The sequence below is a fragment of the Streptomyces sp. NPDC055243 genome, from assembly GCF_044544025.1.
Classification (GTDB): domain Bacteria; phylum Actinomycetota; class Actinomycetes; order Streptomycetales; family Streptomycetaceae; genus Streptomyces.
In genome coordinates, this window is the sequence record NZ_JBITWR010000024.1 from 1 (window position 1) to 13,328 (window position 13,328).

Annotated in this window: 13 protein-coding genes; 9 read left to right on the forward strand and 4 right to left on the reverse strand. The window is 71.2% G+C overall.

What is annotated here, in order from left to right:
• Positions 1-182: 182 nt before the first annotated feature.
• The 3 genes from ACIGXX_RS40550 to ACIGXX_RS40560 all read left to right on the forward strand — a co-directional run bounded on the left by ACIGXX_RS40550 (position 183) and on the right by ACIGXX_RS40560 (position 5,875).
• Positions 183-1,661, forward strand: coding sequence for an ABC transporter permease (locus tag ACIGXX_RS40550; protein ID WP_399983641.1), 1,479 nt, complete (start codon positions 183-185; stop codon positions 1,659-1,661).
• A 59-nt stretch (positions 1,662-1,720) separates the two neighbouring features.
• The gene (locus ACIGXX_RS40555; RefSeq protein WP_351170654.1) at positions 1,721-2,404 is read left to right on the forward strand and encodes an ABC transporter ATP-binding protein; all 684 of its coding nucleotides are present in this window, start codon (positions 1,721-1,723) and stop codon (positions 2,402-2,404) included.
• A gap of 129 nt (positions 2,405-2,533) precedes the next feature.
• Positions 2,534-5,875 carry a S8 family peptidase gene (locus tag ACIGXX_RS40560; RefSeq protein ID WP_399983646.1) on the forward strand — a complete coding sequence of 1,114 codons (3,342 nt, stop codon included), beginning with the start codon at positions 2,534-2,536 and terminating at the stop codon, positions 5,873-5,875.
• A 48-nt stretch (positions 5,876-5,923) separates the two neighbouring features.
• On the opposite strand, the gene ACIGXX_RS40565 is transcribed toward ACIGXX_RS40560, so the two are convergent.
• Positions 5,924-6,295 carry a nuclear transport factor 2 family protein gene (locus ACIGXX_RS40565; protein ID WP_351170647.1) on the reverse strand — a complete coding sequence of 124 codons (372 nt, stop codon included), beginning with the start codon at positions 6,293-6,295 and terminating at the stop codon, positions 5,924-5,926.
• Between the two features lie 62 nt (positions 6,296-6,357).
• Between ACIGXX_RS40565 and ACIGXX_RS40570 the strand changes: the two genes are divergently transcribed.
• Together ACIGXX_RS40570 and ACIGXX_RS40575 are read left to right on the forward strand one after the other, a co-directional pair.
• Positions 6,358-6,789 (forward strand): helix-turn-helix domain-containing protein, encoded by a 432-nt coding sequence (locus ACIGXX_RS40570; RefSeq protein ID WP_351170644.1) that lies wholly within the window; start codon positions 6,358-6,360, stop codon positions 6,787-6,789.
• Positions 6,786-7,556: an antibiotic biosynthesis monooxygenase gene (locus tag ACIGXX_RS40575; protein ID WP_351170641.1), complete on the forward strand. Its 771-nt coding sequence runs from the start codon at positions 6,786-6,788 to the stop codon at positions 7,554-7,556. The genes ACIGXX_RS40570 and ACIGXX_RS40575 overlap by 4 nt, the downstream gene beginning before the upstream one ends.
• Positions 7,557-7,582: 26 nt before the next feature.
• On the opposite strand, the gene ACIGXX_RS40580 is transcribed toward ACIGXX_RS40575, so the two are convergent.
• Complete coding sequence (locus ACIGXX_RS40580) at positions 7,583-8,491, reverse strand: helix-turn-helix transcriptional regulator (RefSeq protein ID WP_351170638.1); 909 nt, start codon at positions 8,489-8,491, stop codon at positions 7,583-7,585.
• Positions 8,492-8,609: 118 nt separating this feature from the next.
• On the opposite strand from ACIGXX_RS40580, the gene ACIGXX_RS40585 reads away from it, so the two are divergent.
• Together ACIGXX_RS40585 and ACIGXX_RS40590 are read left to right on the forward strand one after the other, a co-directional pair.
• Positions 8,610-9,668, forward strand: coding sequence for an NAD(P)-dependent alcohol dehydrogenase (locus ACIGXX_RS40585; RefSeq protein ID WP_351170635.1), 1,059 nt, complete (start codon positions 8,610-8,612; stop codon positions 9,666-9,668).
• A 284-nt stretch (positions 9,669-9,952) separates the two neighbouring features.
• Complete coding sequence (locus ACIGXX_RS40590; protein ID WP_351170632.1) at positions 9,953-10,345, forward strand: VOC family protein; 393 nt, start codon at positions 9,953-9,955, stop codon at positions 10,343-10,345.
• Here the strand turns inward: ACIGXX_RS40590 and ACIGXX_RS40595 are convergent.
• Positions 10,342-11,157 carry an alpha/beta fold hydrolase gene (locus ACIGXX_RS40595; RefSeq protein WP_366464634.1) on the reverse strand — a complete coding sequence of 272 codons (816 nt, stop codon included), beginning with the start codon at positions 11,155-11,157 and terminating at the stop codon, positions 10,342-10,344. The genes ACIGXX_RS40590 and ACIGXX_RS40595 overlap by 4 nt on opposite strands.
• 51 nt (positions 11,158-11,208) lie before the next feature.
• Here ACIGXX_RS40595 and ACIGXX_RS40600 point away from each other — a divergent pair, with 51 nt between their 5' ends.
• Complete coding sequence (locus tag ACIGXX_RS40600) at positions 11,209-12,159, forward strand: aminoglycoside phosphotransferase family protein (protein ID WP_399983655.1); 951 nt, start codon at positions 11,209-11,211, stop codon at positions 12,157-12,159.
• A gap of 161 nt (positions 12,160-12,320) precedes the next feature.
• Positions 12,321-12,707 (forward strand): helix-turn-helix domain-containing protein, encoded by a 387-nt coding sequence (locus ACIGXX_RS40605; protein WP_399983813.1) that lies wholly within the window; start codon positions 12,321-12,323, stop codon positions 12,705-12,707.
• A gap of 14 nt (positions 12,708-12,721) precedes the next feature.
• Here the strand turns inward: ACIGXX_RS40605 and ACIGXX_RS40610 are convergent, their stop codons facing one another.
• Entirely contained in the window at positions 12,722-13,327 is a 606-nt protein-coding gene (locus ACIGXX_RS40610; protein WP_351170623.1) for an ATP-dependent Clp protease proteolytic subunit, read from the reverse strand.
• Position 13,328: the final 1 nt, after the last annotated feature.

Sequence of the window (13,328 nt, forward strand, 5' to 3'; positions counted from 1 at the left end):
CGGGCCCCCCCCCGCCCCCGGGAGCCCACCCCCCCCACCCCCCCCCCCCCCCCCCCCAACCCCCCCCCCCCCCCCCCCCCCCCCCCCCCCGGGGGGCCCCCCCCCCCCGCCGTTCGGGCTTCTCATCTTTCTCTTATGCCGCCCTTATCCGTTCATCACGGCGCGTACTTAGCTTCACGCTCATGTTCTTCACCTACCTGAGGCGCGAGCTGCGCCGCCGCAGAAAAGCGGCCCTCGTCGTGGCCTCCGGACTCGCGCTCGGCATCGCGCTGGTCATCGTCGTCAGCTCCGTGTCGTCCGGCATGAAGCAGGCGCAGGGCAAGGTCCTGGAGTCGCTCTACGGGCTCGGCACCGACATGACCGTCACCAAGGCGGCCACTCCGCCCAAGGAGGGCGGCCAGAGTGGGCGCCCGCGCTTCAAGTTCGACGCCAAGGACGCCGACGAGGACGGCAAGGAGCAGAGCAGCGACCGCGTCATGGTGCAGGGCTTCCAGACGCTGTCCTCGTCCACCGTCGCCAAGGTCGACGGCCAGAGCGGTGTCGCCGACGCCGTCGGCGGTCTCAGCCTGCGGGTGATGAAGGTCAACGGCCAGTTCGAGCGGGGCGAGTTCGAGCAGGCGCCGGGCTCCACCGGCAAGGGCCGGCCGCCCGGCGGCGGCAGCGACCAGCAGGAGGGGCAGGTGCGCGGCGGCGGAGCCGACTTCGACGTCGACTCCTACAGCGTCTACGGCACGGACGTCGGCAAGCTCGACCTGGGCCCGCTGACCTCCTCCAAGATCAGCGAGGGGCGTACGTTCACGGGGTCGGAGTCCGACGCCAAGGTGGCCGTCGCCGACGCGTCGTACGCCAAGGAGAAGAAGCTCTCCGTGGGCGACACCGTCACGATCTCCGGCACCAAGATCAAGGTCGTCGGCATCGCGACGCCCGACAGCGGGGACGCCGCGGCCAACCTCTACCTGCCGCTCAAGCGCGCCCAGACCCTCGCCGACTCGAAGAACAAGATCACCACGGTGTACGTCAAGGCCGCGGACTCGCAGCGGATCGACGCGGTCAAGAGCGCCATCCAGAAGAACGTCTCCGGGACGACCGTGACCACGTCGGCCGACCTCGCCGACACCGTCTCGGGCTCGCTCTCCACCGCCTCCGACCTCGCGTCCAGCGTCGGCAAGTGGCTCTCCATAGCCGTGCTCGTCGCCGCCTTCCTGGTCGCGGGGCTGCTCACCTCGTCGGCGGTCAGCCGTCGCGTACGGGAGTTCGGCACCCTGAAGGCGCTCGGCTGGAAGAGCGGCCGTGTGACCCGGCAGGTCATCGGCGAGGCGGTGGTCAACGGCCTGGTGGGCGGCGTGCTCGGCATCGCCGTCGGCCTCGGCGGCGCGTACCTGGTGACGGCGATCAGCCCCACCCTGACGGCCCGGCTCGGCTCGGCCGGCGGGCAGTCGGGCGGCGGCATGGGCGGCGGACCCGGCGGCGGGGGCCCCGGCGCCGCGCTGAGCGAGTCGGCGTCCAAGGCCCTGGACATCTCGCTGACCGCACCGGTCAGCGCCACCACCATCGCGCTCGCCGTCGGCCTCGCCGTGGCCGGCGGTCTCATCGCGGGCGCCTTCGGCGGCTGGCGTGCCTCGCGGCTGCGGCCCGCGGACGCCCTGCGCCGCGTCGAGTAGGAGGCCAAGCGACCGCCGCTCACGCCGCCAACCCCCTTACGCATCGCAGGAGTCACACCATGTATCAGCTCAGAGGCGTCACCAAGCAGTACCGCAGGGGCAAGGAGACCGTCGACGCGCTCGCCGGAGTCGACCTGGCCATCGGCGACGGTGACCGGCTCGTCATCCAGGGTCCGACGGGCGGCGGCAAGTCCACGCTCCTGCAGATGCTCGGCGGGCTCGACCGGCCGACGTCCGGCAGCGTCGAGCTCGACGGGGTCGACCTGGCGGCGCTGCCCGAGGCGCGGCTCACCAAGGTCCGCGCCGAGTCGATCGGCTTCGTCTTCCAGTCCTTCAACCTGATCCCCACGCTCAGCGCCCAGGAGAACGTCGAGACGGCGCTCGTGCCGCTGGGCCTGCGCGCCGCCGACCGCCGTGAACGCGCCGCCGACGCCCTGGCGTCCGTGGGCCTCGGCGAACGCCGCAGTCACCTGCCCGCCGAGCTCTCCGGCGGCCAGCAGCAGCGCGTCGCCATCGCCCGCGCCCTGGTCAAGCGGCCGAAGGTGCTGCTCGCAGACGAGCCCACCGGCAACCTCGACGAGTCCATGCGCGACGAGATCATGGACCTGCTCGAAGGGCTCTGGAAGGAGCACGGCCTGACGTTCGTGATGGTCACGCACGACAGCGCCATCGCGCGCAAGGCACCGCGTCTCGCGACGATCCGGCGCGGGCGGATCGAGGTCACGGAGCAGGCCGCGCAGTGACCAACTCACCACTTCTGGCGCGCTATTGAACTTCTGACGCACTATTGAGCAGATGTTCGACTCTGGGCAATACTTCCTCGTCCAGGGGCGAGAGCCCCTTGACCTCCAGGGGGAGACTTGCGCAGACAAGTGAAGAGAGCCTACGGGGCCACGATCGCCACAGCGGCGGCCGTGGCCCTCGCCGCGGGCATGACCAGCCCGGCATCGGCGGCGAAGCAGGCGCCGGACGCGAACCCGGCGGCCGCGCATGCCGCGGGTCTCGACAGCGCCGAACGGACCACGCACCGCATCACCCTGATCACCGGCGACCGCGTCACCGCCGACTCCAAGGGGCGCGTCACCCGCTTCGAGCGGGCGAAGGGGCGGGAGCGGATCCCCGTCATGACCAAGCGGGTCGGCGGGCACACGCTCGTGATCCCGGCCGACGCGCAGCGCCTGATAGCCACCGGCAAGCTGGACCAGCGTCTGTTCGACATCACCGAGTTGAGCAAGAAGGACAACCGCAGGGCCCAGAAGAAGGGCCTCAAGCTGATCGTCGGCTACAAGGGGGCCGCCGCGGGGGCCAGGTCCGATGTGCGCGCCGCGGGCGACACCACGGTTCGCAGGACCCTGAAGTCCCTGAACGCCGACGCCATCACGACCCCGAAGCAGGACGCGGGCGACCTGTGGTCCGCGCTCGTGGCCGAGAAGGGCGCCGCCACCGCGTCCGGCGTCAGCCGCGTCTGGCTGGACGGCGTACGCAAGGCGAGGCTCGACAAGAGCGTGCCGCAGATCGGCGCCGACAAGGCGTGGGCGGCGGGCTTCGACGGCAAGGGCGTCAAGGTCGCCGTCCTGGACACCGGCGTCGACGCCACGCACGCCGACCTGAAGGACCAGGTCGTCGGCGAGAAGAACTTCACCACCGCGGCCGACGCCAAGGACCGCTTCGGCCACGGCACCCACGTCGCCTCCATCGCGGCCGGCACCGGCGCGAAGTCGGGCGGCAAGCTCAAGGGCGTGGCGCCCGGCGCCAAGCTCCTGAACGGCAAGGTCCTTGACGACAACGGCTACGGCGACGACTCCGGCATCATCGCGGGCATGGAGTGGGCGGCCGACCAGGGCGCCGACGTCGTGAACCTGAGCCTGGGCGGCGGCGACACCCCCGGTGTCGACCCGCTCGAAGCCGAGGTGGACAAGCTCTCCGCGGAGAAGGGCATCCTCTTCGCGATCGCCGCGGGCAACGACGGAGAGCCCGGCAGCGTCGGCTCCCCGGGCAGCGCGGACGCGGCCCTCACGGTCGGCGCGGTCGACGACAACGACAAGCTCGCCGACTTCTCCAGCCAGGGCCCGCGCGTCGGTGACGGCGCCATCAAGCCCGACGTCACCGCCCCCGGCGTGGACATCACCGCGGCCGCGGCCCCCGGCAGCGTCATCGAGCAGGAGGTCGGTCAGAAGCCCGAGGGCTATCTGACGATCTCCGGTACGTCGATGGCGACCCCGCACGTGGCGGGCGCCGCCGCCCTGCTCAAGCAGCAGCACCCGGAGTGGAAGTACGCCGAGCTCAAGGGCGCGCTGACCGCGTCCACGAAGGGCGGCAAGTACACGCCGTTCCAGCAGGGTTCGGGACGCATCGCGCTCGACAAGGCCATCAAGCAGTCGGTGGTCGCCGAGCCGGTGTCGCTCTCCTTCGAGGCGCAGCAGTGGCCGCACACCGACGACAAGCCGGCCACGAAGAAGGTGACGTACAAGAACCTCGGCAAGGAGGACGTCACCCTCGACCTCACGGCGACGGGCACGAACCCCAAGGGCGCCCCGGCCCCCGCGGGCTTCTTCAAGCTCGGCGCGAAGACGGTGAAGGTCCCCGCGGGCGGCACGGCGGCGGTCGACCTGACCATCGACACCAAGCTCGGCGGCACCGTCGACGGCGCGTACTCCGCGTATGTCGTGGCGACCGGCGGCGGCCAGACCGTGCGCACGGCGGCCGCGGTCGAGCGCGAGGTCGAGTCGTACGAGCTGACGCTGAAGCACATCGGGCGCGACGGACAGGCCCCGAAGTACTACGACAGCGACCTGGAGGGTGTCTCCGGGCTCGCCACCCGGAAGTCCTTCAACCCCCACGACGCCTCCGGCACGGTCAAGGTCCGTGTCCCCAAGGGCGGTTACCTGCTGAACACCAGCATGTTCGCCGACCCGGAGGACTTCACCAAGGGCGCCGACTGGATCGCCCAGCCGAAGCTCAGCGTCACCAAGGACACGACGGTGACGCTGGACGCCCGCAAGGGCAAGCCGGTCGACTTCACGGTCCCGGCCGCGGACGCCAAGCCGTCCTTCGCCCTGGCGGACTTCACGGTCGACACACCGCACACCAGCTACTCCTTCGGCTGGTTCCTCGACTCGTACACCGACTTCCGGACCTCGCACCTGGGTCCGCAGGTCACCGACGGGTCGCTCTACCAGCAGTGGAACGGACACTGGGTCAAGGGTGACGACGCCGAGTACGACACCGTGATCGGCGGCAAGGTCAAGCAGGTCGCCACGGGCTACACCAAGCACTTCAAGGCCTCCGAACTGGCCACGGTGAAGGCGAACCTGGGCGCTTCGGCCAAGGGCAAGAAGGGCACGATCGGAGCCCTGGGATACCTCCCGGGCAGCTCGGGCGGCTCCTCGATCAACGTTCCGCAGGCGCTGCCCGGCACCCGGACGCTGTACCTGTCCACGGCCGACGCCGTGAAGTGGGGCCTGTACTTCGAGCAGCAGGCAGGGGTCGACCCGGACGGCTGGCCGATCACGGACGCCGGTTACACGCTGGGCGCGGCGCAGAAGTTCGAGGCGGGCAAGAGCTACGAGAAGACGTTCAACACGGCCGTCTTCGGCCCGCGCATCGGCGGCGAGTACGGCGTCACGCGTCGGGGCAACGAGATCGGCGGCTCTCTGCCGCTGTTCGCCGACGGCAAGACGCACGTGGGCTCCTCGCTCTACACCTCGGTGAAGACCACCCTCCACAAGGGCTCCACCAAGATCGGCGAGAACGAGGACCCGCTGGCCGGCGGCTCCACGTTCAAGGTCCCCGCGGCCGAGGCCGAGTACAAGCTGTCGACGTCCGTGAAGCGCAGCGTCAAGGTGGCCGCCGCCTCCACGCGCATCGACGCCGCCTGGACGTTCCGCTCCAAGAAGGCCGACAACGCGAAGCTGCCGGTCTCCACGGCACGGTTCGCCCCGGCGGTCGACCTGAGCAGCAAGGCCAAGGCAGGCGAGACCCAGTCCGTGCCGGTGACGGTGCAGGGCGCGGCCGCGGGCGCGAACCTCAAGTCCCTCGCGGTGTACGTGTCGTACGACTACGGCCAGACCTGGAAGAAGGCCACCGTCAGCGGCGGCAAGATCAAGGTCAAGAACCCGGCCGCGGGCAAGGGGATCTCCTTCCACGCGAAGATCGCGGACAAGAAGGGCAACAAGTCGACGCTGTCGATCTACAACGCGTACTACGGCAAGTGAGGCAGGTGAGGCGAGTGAGGCGGGCAAGTTAGCCGCACCACGCGCTGACTAGGCAGGAACCGCGGCGCCGAAGGGGCTGTCGATCACGTATCGCCAGTACCCGTCGGCGCCGCGGCGTGCCACGTCTGTGGCCGTGGAGCTCACGACTCCCTCGATCTCCCAGTCGACGACCAGCAGCGCGATGTCGCCGGAGATGTGCACCTGGCGCGGGCGCACGGAGATCGGCAGGCCGGTCGCGAGGAACGGGCCGTTCGCCCGCGCGATGTCCGCGAGTCCGTGCACCGTGTCGCCCGACTGCGGCACGAAGGCGGCGTTCTCCTCGTAGAGCTCGTGCACCGCCTGCGGATCGCCGCTGTTGAACCGCTCGGCGAAGGCGGCGGGGACATCCTGGGGACGGGTGGGAAGAGCCGTGGCGGTCATGTGCAACCCTCCGGGAAGGGCCCTGGAGCGGGCCTGTGCCGGCAACAGTAGGAGGCGCTCCCGTGACTCACCGAACGGTAAGCCAGGGGGTGGGACAGGGGGTGGGGCAGGGCGCGGTGCAGGGGCTCCCGGACGACCCGATGGCCCGCGTCGGCGCACCCGCGCCCGGCTGCCCTGTGGAGATCGCCCTCGCCGCCCTGCGCGGCCGCTGGACCACCTTGATCGTCCGGGAGATGCTGCGGGTCGACTCCTACGCGTACAGCGAACTGGCCTCCACGCTGCCGGAGTTGTCGGACAAGGTGCTCACAGAGCGGCTCTCCCAGCTGGTCGCCGCGGGCGTCGTCCTGCGCACCAGAACGCCCGGCTGGCCCCCCACGGTCACCTACGAACTCACCCCCCACGGGAAAGAACTCGGCCCGGTCCTGCAGGCGCTGTGGGACTGGGGAGCACGCGTGCCGGCACCACCCACCGCACAGGAAGCCGACGTCACATGACCGTCCACACCGTCGAGTACATCCGCTACCGCATCCCGCCCGAGCTCTCCGCGGAGTTCCTCTCCGCGTACACCCGCGCCGCCGTCCCGCTGGCCGCGGCGCCGAGTTGCGTCGACTACGAACTGACGCGCTGCGAGGAGGACTTCGAGCACTTCGTCCTGCGCATCACCTGGACGTCGACCAAGGACCACATGGAGGGCTTCCGGCGCTCGGAGCTCTTCCGCGACTTCTTCGCGGAGATCCGTCCGTACGTCGAGAACATCGAGGAGATGCGCCACTACACGCCCACCGCCGTGCGCGGCAAGGGCGCGTCGACGCCGACCCTGTACGCGTGGGCGGGCGGCGAGGAGAACTTCGAGCGCCTGACGGAGATCTTCTACGCCAAGGTCCTCAAGGACGACCTCCTCGCACCGCTCTTCGAGGGCCTGCCCGCCGAGCACGCCCGGCACGTCGCCCAGTGGCTCGGCGAGGTCTTCGGCGGCCCCGCCGCCTACTCGCAGGAGCACGGCGGCCACTCCGAGATGGTCGGCAAGCACCTCGGCAAGGGCATCACCGAGCCGCAGCGCCGCCGCTGGGTCAACCTGATGCAGGACGCGGCGGACGACGCGGGCCTGCCGACGGACGCCGAGTTCCGGTCCGCCTTCCTCGCCTACATCGAGTGGGGCACCCGGCTCGCGGTCTACTTCTCGGGACCGGAGGCCAGCCGCCCGACCGACCAGCCGGTGCCGCTGTGGAACTGGGGCGCGGCGCCTCCCTACCAGCCGTGACGGCCGGGGGCGGGCGCCCGGGACGGCTACTTCCCGGCGCCCGCCGTGCCGGTGCGCGTCGCGTCCACGCCCCAGCTGGCGAGCAGCCGCAGGGCGTCGGCCGACGCCGAGTCCGGCTCCGCGTGGTACGTCACCAGTGACTGGTCGTGGTCGTCGGGCAGCCGCAGCGTCTCGAACGACAGGGTCATGTCGCCCACCAGGGAGTGGTGCAGGCGCTTGACGCCGTGGCCCTTCTCCCGCACGTCGTGCGTGGCCCACAGGCCCCGGAACTCCTCGCTCTTCACGGAGAGCTCGCCGACCAGCGCCGAGAGCAGCGGATCGTTCGGGAAGCAGCCCGCGTCCATCCGCAGGAAGCTCACGATGTCCGACGCCTTCTGCTCCCAGTCACGGAAGAGCACACGCGACTCGGGGTGCAGGAAACAGATCCGCGCCCAGTTGCGCTCCTCGGGCGGCATGGTGCCCCAGTCGCCGAAGAGCGCGGCGGCCATGCGGTTCCAGCCGAGGATGTCCGAGCGGCGGCCGACCACATAGGCGGGGACGCCGTCCATCGCGTCCATCAGCTGGAGCAGCGCGGGCCGCACGCGCTGGGGGCGGGCCGCCCGCTTCTTCTTGTGCTGCTTGGGCTTGGCCAGGTGCGTCAGGTGGGCGTGCTCGGCGTCCGTGAGGCGCAGGGCGCGGGCGATCGCGTCCAGGACCTCGCCCGAGACGTTGCGGCCGTTGCCCTGCTCAAGACGGGTGTAGTACGCCACGGAGACCCCCGCAAGCTGCGCCAGCTCCTCGCGGCGCAGGCCCGGCACCCGCCGGTGGCGCCCGAAGTTCGGCAGGCCGACGTCCTCCGGCTGCAACCGGGCCCTGCGGGTGCGCAGGAACTCGCTGAGCTCGGCGCGGCCGTCGAGGGGCTCGGGGGCGGGGGAGTGCTGGGCGTGGTCGTCCATGCTTCCCAGTATCAGGGCTCGCGGGGGTACGAGCCTGTCCCCACCAGTAGTAGGACCACTGGACGTAGGCAGAGCTGTGACCTGGGTAGATGTCCGCACGCCTGGCACGGTGGAGGACATGACCGCACAGACCAGCACCACCACCGTTACCGCCTACGCCGCCCCGTCCGCCAAGGCCCCCCTGGAGCGGACCACCATTCCGCGCCGCCCGGTGGGCGAGTCCGACGTGCTGATCGACATCAAGTACGCGGGCATCTGTCACTCGGACATCCACCAGGCCCGCGACGGCTGGGGCGAGGGCATCTTCCCGATGGTCCCGGGCCACGAGATCGCCGGTGTCGTCACCGAGGTCGGCTCCGCCGTCACCAAGTTCGCCGTCGGCGACCGCGTGGGCGTCGGCTGCATGGTCGACTCCTGCCGCGAGTGCGTGAACTGCAAGGCGGGTCTTGAGCAGTACTGCCTCAAGGGCAACGTCGGCACGTACAACGCCCTCGACAAGAACGGCGAGCCCACCTACGGCGGCTACTCCACGCACATCGTCGTGGACGAGGCCTTCACCGTCCGCATCCCCGACGGCCTCTCCCTGGACGTCGCCGCGCCGCTGCTGTGCGCGGGCATCACCACGTACTCCCCGCTCGCGCACTGGAACGCGGGCCCCGGCAAGAAGGTCGCCGTCGTCGGCCTCGGCGGTCTCGGCCACATGGCCGTCAAGATCGCGCACGCGATGGGCGCCGAGGTCACCGTCCTCTCGCAGACCCTGCGCAAGAAGGACGACGGCCTGAAGCTGGGCGCCGACCACTACTACGCGACCAGCGACGACGCGACCTTCGAGGAGCTCACCGCCTCCTTCGACCTGATCGTCTCGACGGTCTCCGCCCCGCTCCCGCTGGACAAGTACCTGAGCCTGCTGCGGACCGACGGCGCCATGGTGAACGTCGGCGCCCCCGAGGAGCCCGTCTCGCTCAACCTCTTCTCCGTCATCGCGGGCCGCAAGACCCTCGCGGGCTCCGGCATCGGCGGCATCCAGGAGACCCAGGAAATGCTGGACTTCTGCGCCGAGCACGGCCTGGGCGCGGAGATCGAGCTGATCGACGCCGACAAGATCAACGAGGCGTACGAGCGTGTCCTCGCCAGCGACGTGCGCTACCGCTTCGTGATCGACACGGCCACGATCTGACCGGTCTGATCGGCCGCCTTCAGCGAGGCGTGTGAACCAGGACGTGACCGCCGTCGCCCTGCTGCCCCGAAAGGGACAGCAGGGCGACGGCGTTTCCGCCCGGGGTGTGGGCGGGCGGCGGTGTGGCCGTGTGGCCGTGTGGCCGGAACTCGCCTCGGCCCGCGGCCCTAGGACACATTGCGCAGCAGGTGGGGGGCCGTGTGACCGATGTCGGGGGCGCGGCCCGTGCCTAGTGTGGTGGGCGTCAACACGGGCACTTCAGACGCAGAGGAAGAGGTCGCACGATGACCATCGCGCTCAACCACACCATCGTCGCCGCCAAGGACAAGAAGGCGTCCGCTCAGTTCCTGGCCGACATCCTGGGCCTCGAAGTGAGCCCCCAGTACGGCCCGTTCACCCCCGTGGAGATCCCCAACGGCGTCACGCTGGACTACTACGAGGGCGAGGGCGACGACGCGCCGATCACCCCCCAGCACTACGCCTTCCTGGTCTCCGATGAGGAGTTCGACGCCATCTTCGGGCGCATCAAGGAAGCGGGACTCACCTACTGGGCCGACCCGCAGCACAAGATCGTCAAAGAGATCAACACCAACGACGGCGGCCGGGGCGTGTACTGGGACGACCCGAACGGCCACGTCCTGGAGATCCTCACCAAGCCGTACGGCAGCGGGTCCTAGGCGCCTGCGGCTGTTGGCCCCTCCGCCAGGAAGTCGAGCACCAGGGGCGTCGCCTCCCGCGCGAACTCCTCGAAGTACGCGTGCCGCGCACCGGAGATGAGCCGCATCCGGGCCCCGGGAATGCGGTCCGCGAGCAGGGGCGCGTTGGCCGTCGGGTTGAACACGTCGTCCGTGCCGTGCACGACGAGCGTCGGCGCCGTGATCCGCGCCAGCGCGTCCCAGGAGTCGTGCCGGGCGCTGGCCCGCAGATGGCGGCGCCGGGCGTGCGGGGGCATCGCCGGATCGCCGAGCGTGTGGAACACCGGCTTCTGCGAGCCGCGTTCCCGCTCGGCGATCCAGCCGGGGGTGTACATCAGCTCCATGAGGGCGCGGCGCGCGGCCGAGGCGTCGGCCTGGCTGAGGGCGGCACGCACCTCGGGGCCGCGCTCGATGCCGTGCGGCGCCCCCGGTGACGTACATCCGAGGACGAGCCGGTCGACCCGCCCCGGGTGGTCGGCGGCGATCCACTGGGCGACACGGCCCCCCATCGACGTGCCGTACACATGCGCGCTGTCGATGCCCGCGTGGTCGAGCACGGCGACGACGTCGCGGGCGAAGCCCGGGGTGCTGTAACTGTCGGTCTCCGGGTGTCCGCTCTCGCCGGTGCCGCGCCAGTCGAGGACGACGGTGCGGTACGCGGCGGCGAAGTCGTCCCGCACCGGGTCCCACCAGCGGTGGCTGTTGGACTGCCCGCCGAGCAGGACGAGGGGGTGTCCGGAGCCGTGGACTTCGTAGTGCAGGGCGGTGCCGTCGGGGGCTTCAGCGAGGGGCATGGGTGAACGGTAACCATCCGCCGGCCGCGCCGCCCTCGCTAGGGTGCCGGGATGATCGGGACACCCATTCAGGTACCAGAGGGCTTCGCGCTCGGCACGGTCCAGCGGGAGGGCGATCGGGGCCGCGCGTGGCTCGCGACCCTGCCGGAGCTGGCCGGCGAACTGCTCACGCGCTGGGACTGCGAGCCGACACAAGCGGTCACGCACGGGCAGGTCGGCATCGTCGTCCCCGTGAGACGGCGGTACGACGGGACGCCCGCCGTCCTGAAGATCTCCTTCCCGCACCCCGGCAACGCGCACGAGCCGGACGCCTTCGCGGTGTGGGCGGGGCGGGGCGCGGTCCGGCTGTACGAGCGGGAGGACGCGCGGTTCGCGATGCTGCTGGAGCGGGCGGGTGCGGGAGCGGGCCCGGACTCGGGCTCGGGCCCGGGGGCAGGGTCTCTCGCCGACGTCGAGGACACCGACGAGGCGGTGACCGTCGCCGGGCGGCTCGCGCGCCGGCTCGCGGTGCCCGCGCCCGCGGGGCTGCCGCGGATGAGTTCGCTCGTGGCCGAGTGGGAGCGCGAACTGCGGGACGAGGACCGGGAGTTGGGGTCACCACTGCCCGCCCCCGTGGTCGCCGCGGCGATCGGGACGGTCCGTGAACTCGGCCGGGACCAGCCGGACACCCTCGTCCACGGCGACCTGCACTTCACCAACGTACTGAGGTCGGAACGCGAACCCTGGCTCGCCATCGACCCCAAGGGCTATGTCGGAGACCCGGCGTACGACTCGATCACGCTGCTGCGCACCCGCTTCGAGCCCCTGCTCACCGCGCCCGATCCGCGTGCGGCGGCCCTGCGCCGCCTCGCCGTCTTCGCCGACGCGGCGGAGGTCGACCGGGAGCGTGCCCGGAGGTGGGCGCAGGCGCGGGCGGTGACGGCGGCGCACTGGGGGCTGCGGCACGGGGACCCGGCGTGGGTGGTCAAGGCGACGGCGGCGTTGGCGGAGGCGCTGACGTGAGGCGCCGCGCGGCGGGGCGTTCGCCCGGGGCGGAACGCTGATCGCTGGCTGGCGGCCGGGGCGGCTCCTACCCTGAGAAGGTGAGCAGCCAAGAGCGGTACCACGAGCCGGAGCAGGCCTCGAAGACGGAGCGGCCCCCGAAGGTGGAGCAGCCCCCGACGGTGGAGCGGCAGGCCCGCGTCATCCCGCTGCGCCCCCGCACTGCGGGGGCGCCGCCGCACCGGCCCGCCGCCCCGGTGCGCACAACTCCCGTGTCACCGAAGGTGAAAGAGCCCCTGTGGCGGGACGTGGTGGGTGACGTGCTGCGCCGCGAGCGCCTCGCCCAGGAGCGGACGCTCAAGGACGTCGCCGACGCGGCCCGCATCTCGATGCCGTACCTCTCCGAGGTGGAGCGCGGCCGCAAGGAGGCTTCGTCCGAAGTCCTCGCGGCCGGCGCGCACGCCCTGGGTCTGAGCCTGGCGGACCTTCTCTCCCTGGCGCAGACCGAGTTGACCCGCCAGACGCAGTCGACGCGACCGCGCCAGGGAGACATCCGCCTGGCGGCGTAGGGGCTCTCCGGCACCTAGGCCGCGGCGAGCATCCGCCGGCTGAGCACCTCGTCCGCGAGTCCGTACGCCACCGCGTCCTCGGCGGTGAACACCTTGTCGCGGTCCATGTCCGCGCGCAGCGTGGCGACATCGTGCCCCGAGTGCCGGGACAGGACGTCCTCCACCTGCGAGCGGATCCGCACCATCTCCTTGGCCTGGAGGGTGAGATCGGAGACGGTGCCCTGCTGCCCGCCGCTCGCGGGCTGCCCGAGCAGTACGCGCGCGTGCTCCAGGACGAACCGCCGCCCGGGATCGCCACCGGCGAGGAGCACGGCGGCGGTGGACGCGGCCTGCCCGACGCAGAAGGTCGAGATGGGGGCGCGGACGAAGCTCATGGTGTCGTAGATGGCCATGAGCGAAGTGAAGGACCCGCCCGGCGAGTTGATGTAAATGGCCACCTCCCGCTCGGGGTTCGAGGACTCCAGGTGGAGCAGCTGCGCGATGACGACATTGGCCACGCCGTCGTCGATCTCGGTGCCGAGGAAGATGATCCGCTCCGAGAGCAGCCTGCTGAAGACGTCGTAGGCACGCTCTCCCTGCGGGGTGCGCTCGACGACGGTCGGAATCGTGTACTGGCTCATG

Coding starts and splice junctions, on each gene's coding strand:
- ACIGXX_RS40555 (WP_351170654.1), top strand. CDS start 1,721: ATGTATCAGCTCAGAGGCGTCACCAAGCAGTACCGCAGGGGCAAGGAG.
- ACIGXX_RS40600 (WP_399983655.1), top strand. CDS start 11,209: ATGATCGGGACACCCATTCAGGTACCAGAGGGCTTCGCGCTCGGCACG.
- ACIGXX_RS40595 (WP_366464634.1), bottom strand. CDS start 11,157: ATGCCCCTCGCTGAAGCCCCCGACGGCACCGCCCTGCACTACGAAGTC.
- ACIGXX_RS40550 (WP_399983641.1), top strand. CDS start 183: ATGTTCTTCACCTACCTGAGGCGCGAGCTGCGCCGCCGCAGAAAAGCG.
- ACIGXX_RS40590 (WP_351170632.1), top strand. CDS start 9,953: ATGACCATCGCGCTCAACCACACCATCGTCGCCGCCAAGGACAAGAAG.
- ACIGXX_RS40575 (WP_351170641.1), top strand. CDS start 6,786: ATGACCGTCCACACCGTCGAGTACATCCGCTACCGCATCCCGCCCGAG.
- ACIGXX_RS40610 (WP_351170623.1), bottom strand. CDS start 13,327: ATGAGCCAGTACACGATTCCGACCGTCGTCGAGCGCACCCCGCAGGGA.
- ACIGXX_RS40585 (WP_351170635.1), top strand. CDS start 8,610: ATGACCGCACAGACCAGCACCACCACCGTTACCGCCTACGCCGCCCCG.
- ACIGXX_RS40565 (WP_351170647.1), bottom strand. CDS start 6,295: ATGACCGCCACGGCTCTTCCCACCCGTCCCCAGGATGTCCCCGCCGCC.
- ACIGXX_RS40580 (WP_351170638.1), bottom strand. CDS start 8,491: ATGGACGACCACGCCCAGCACTCCCCCGCCCCCGAGCCCCTCGACGGC.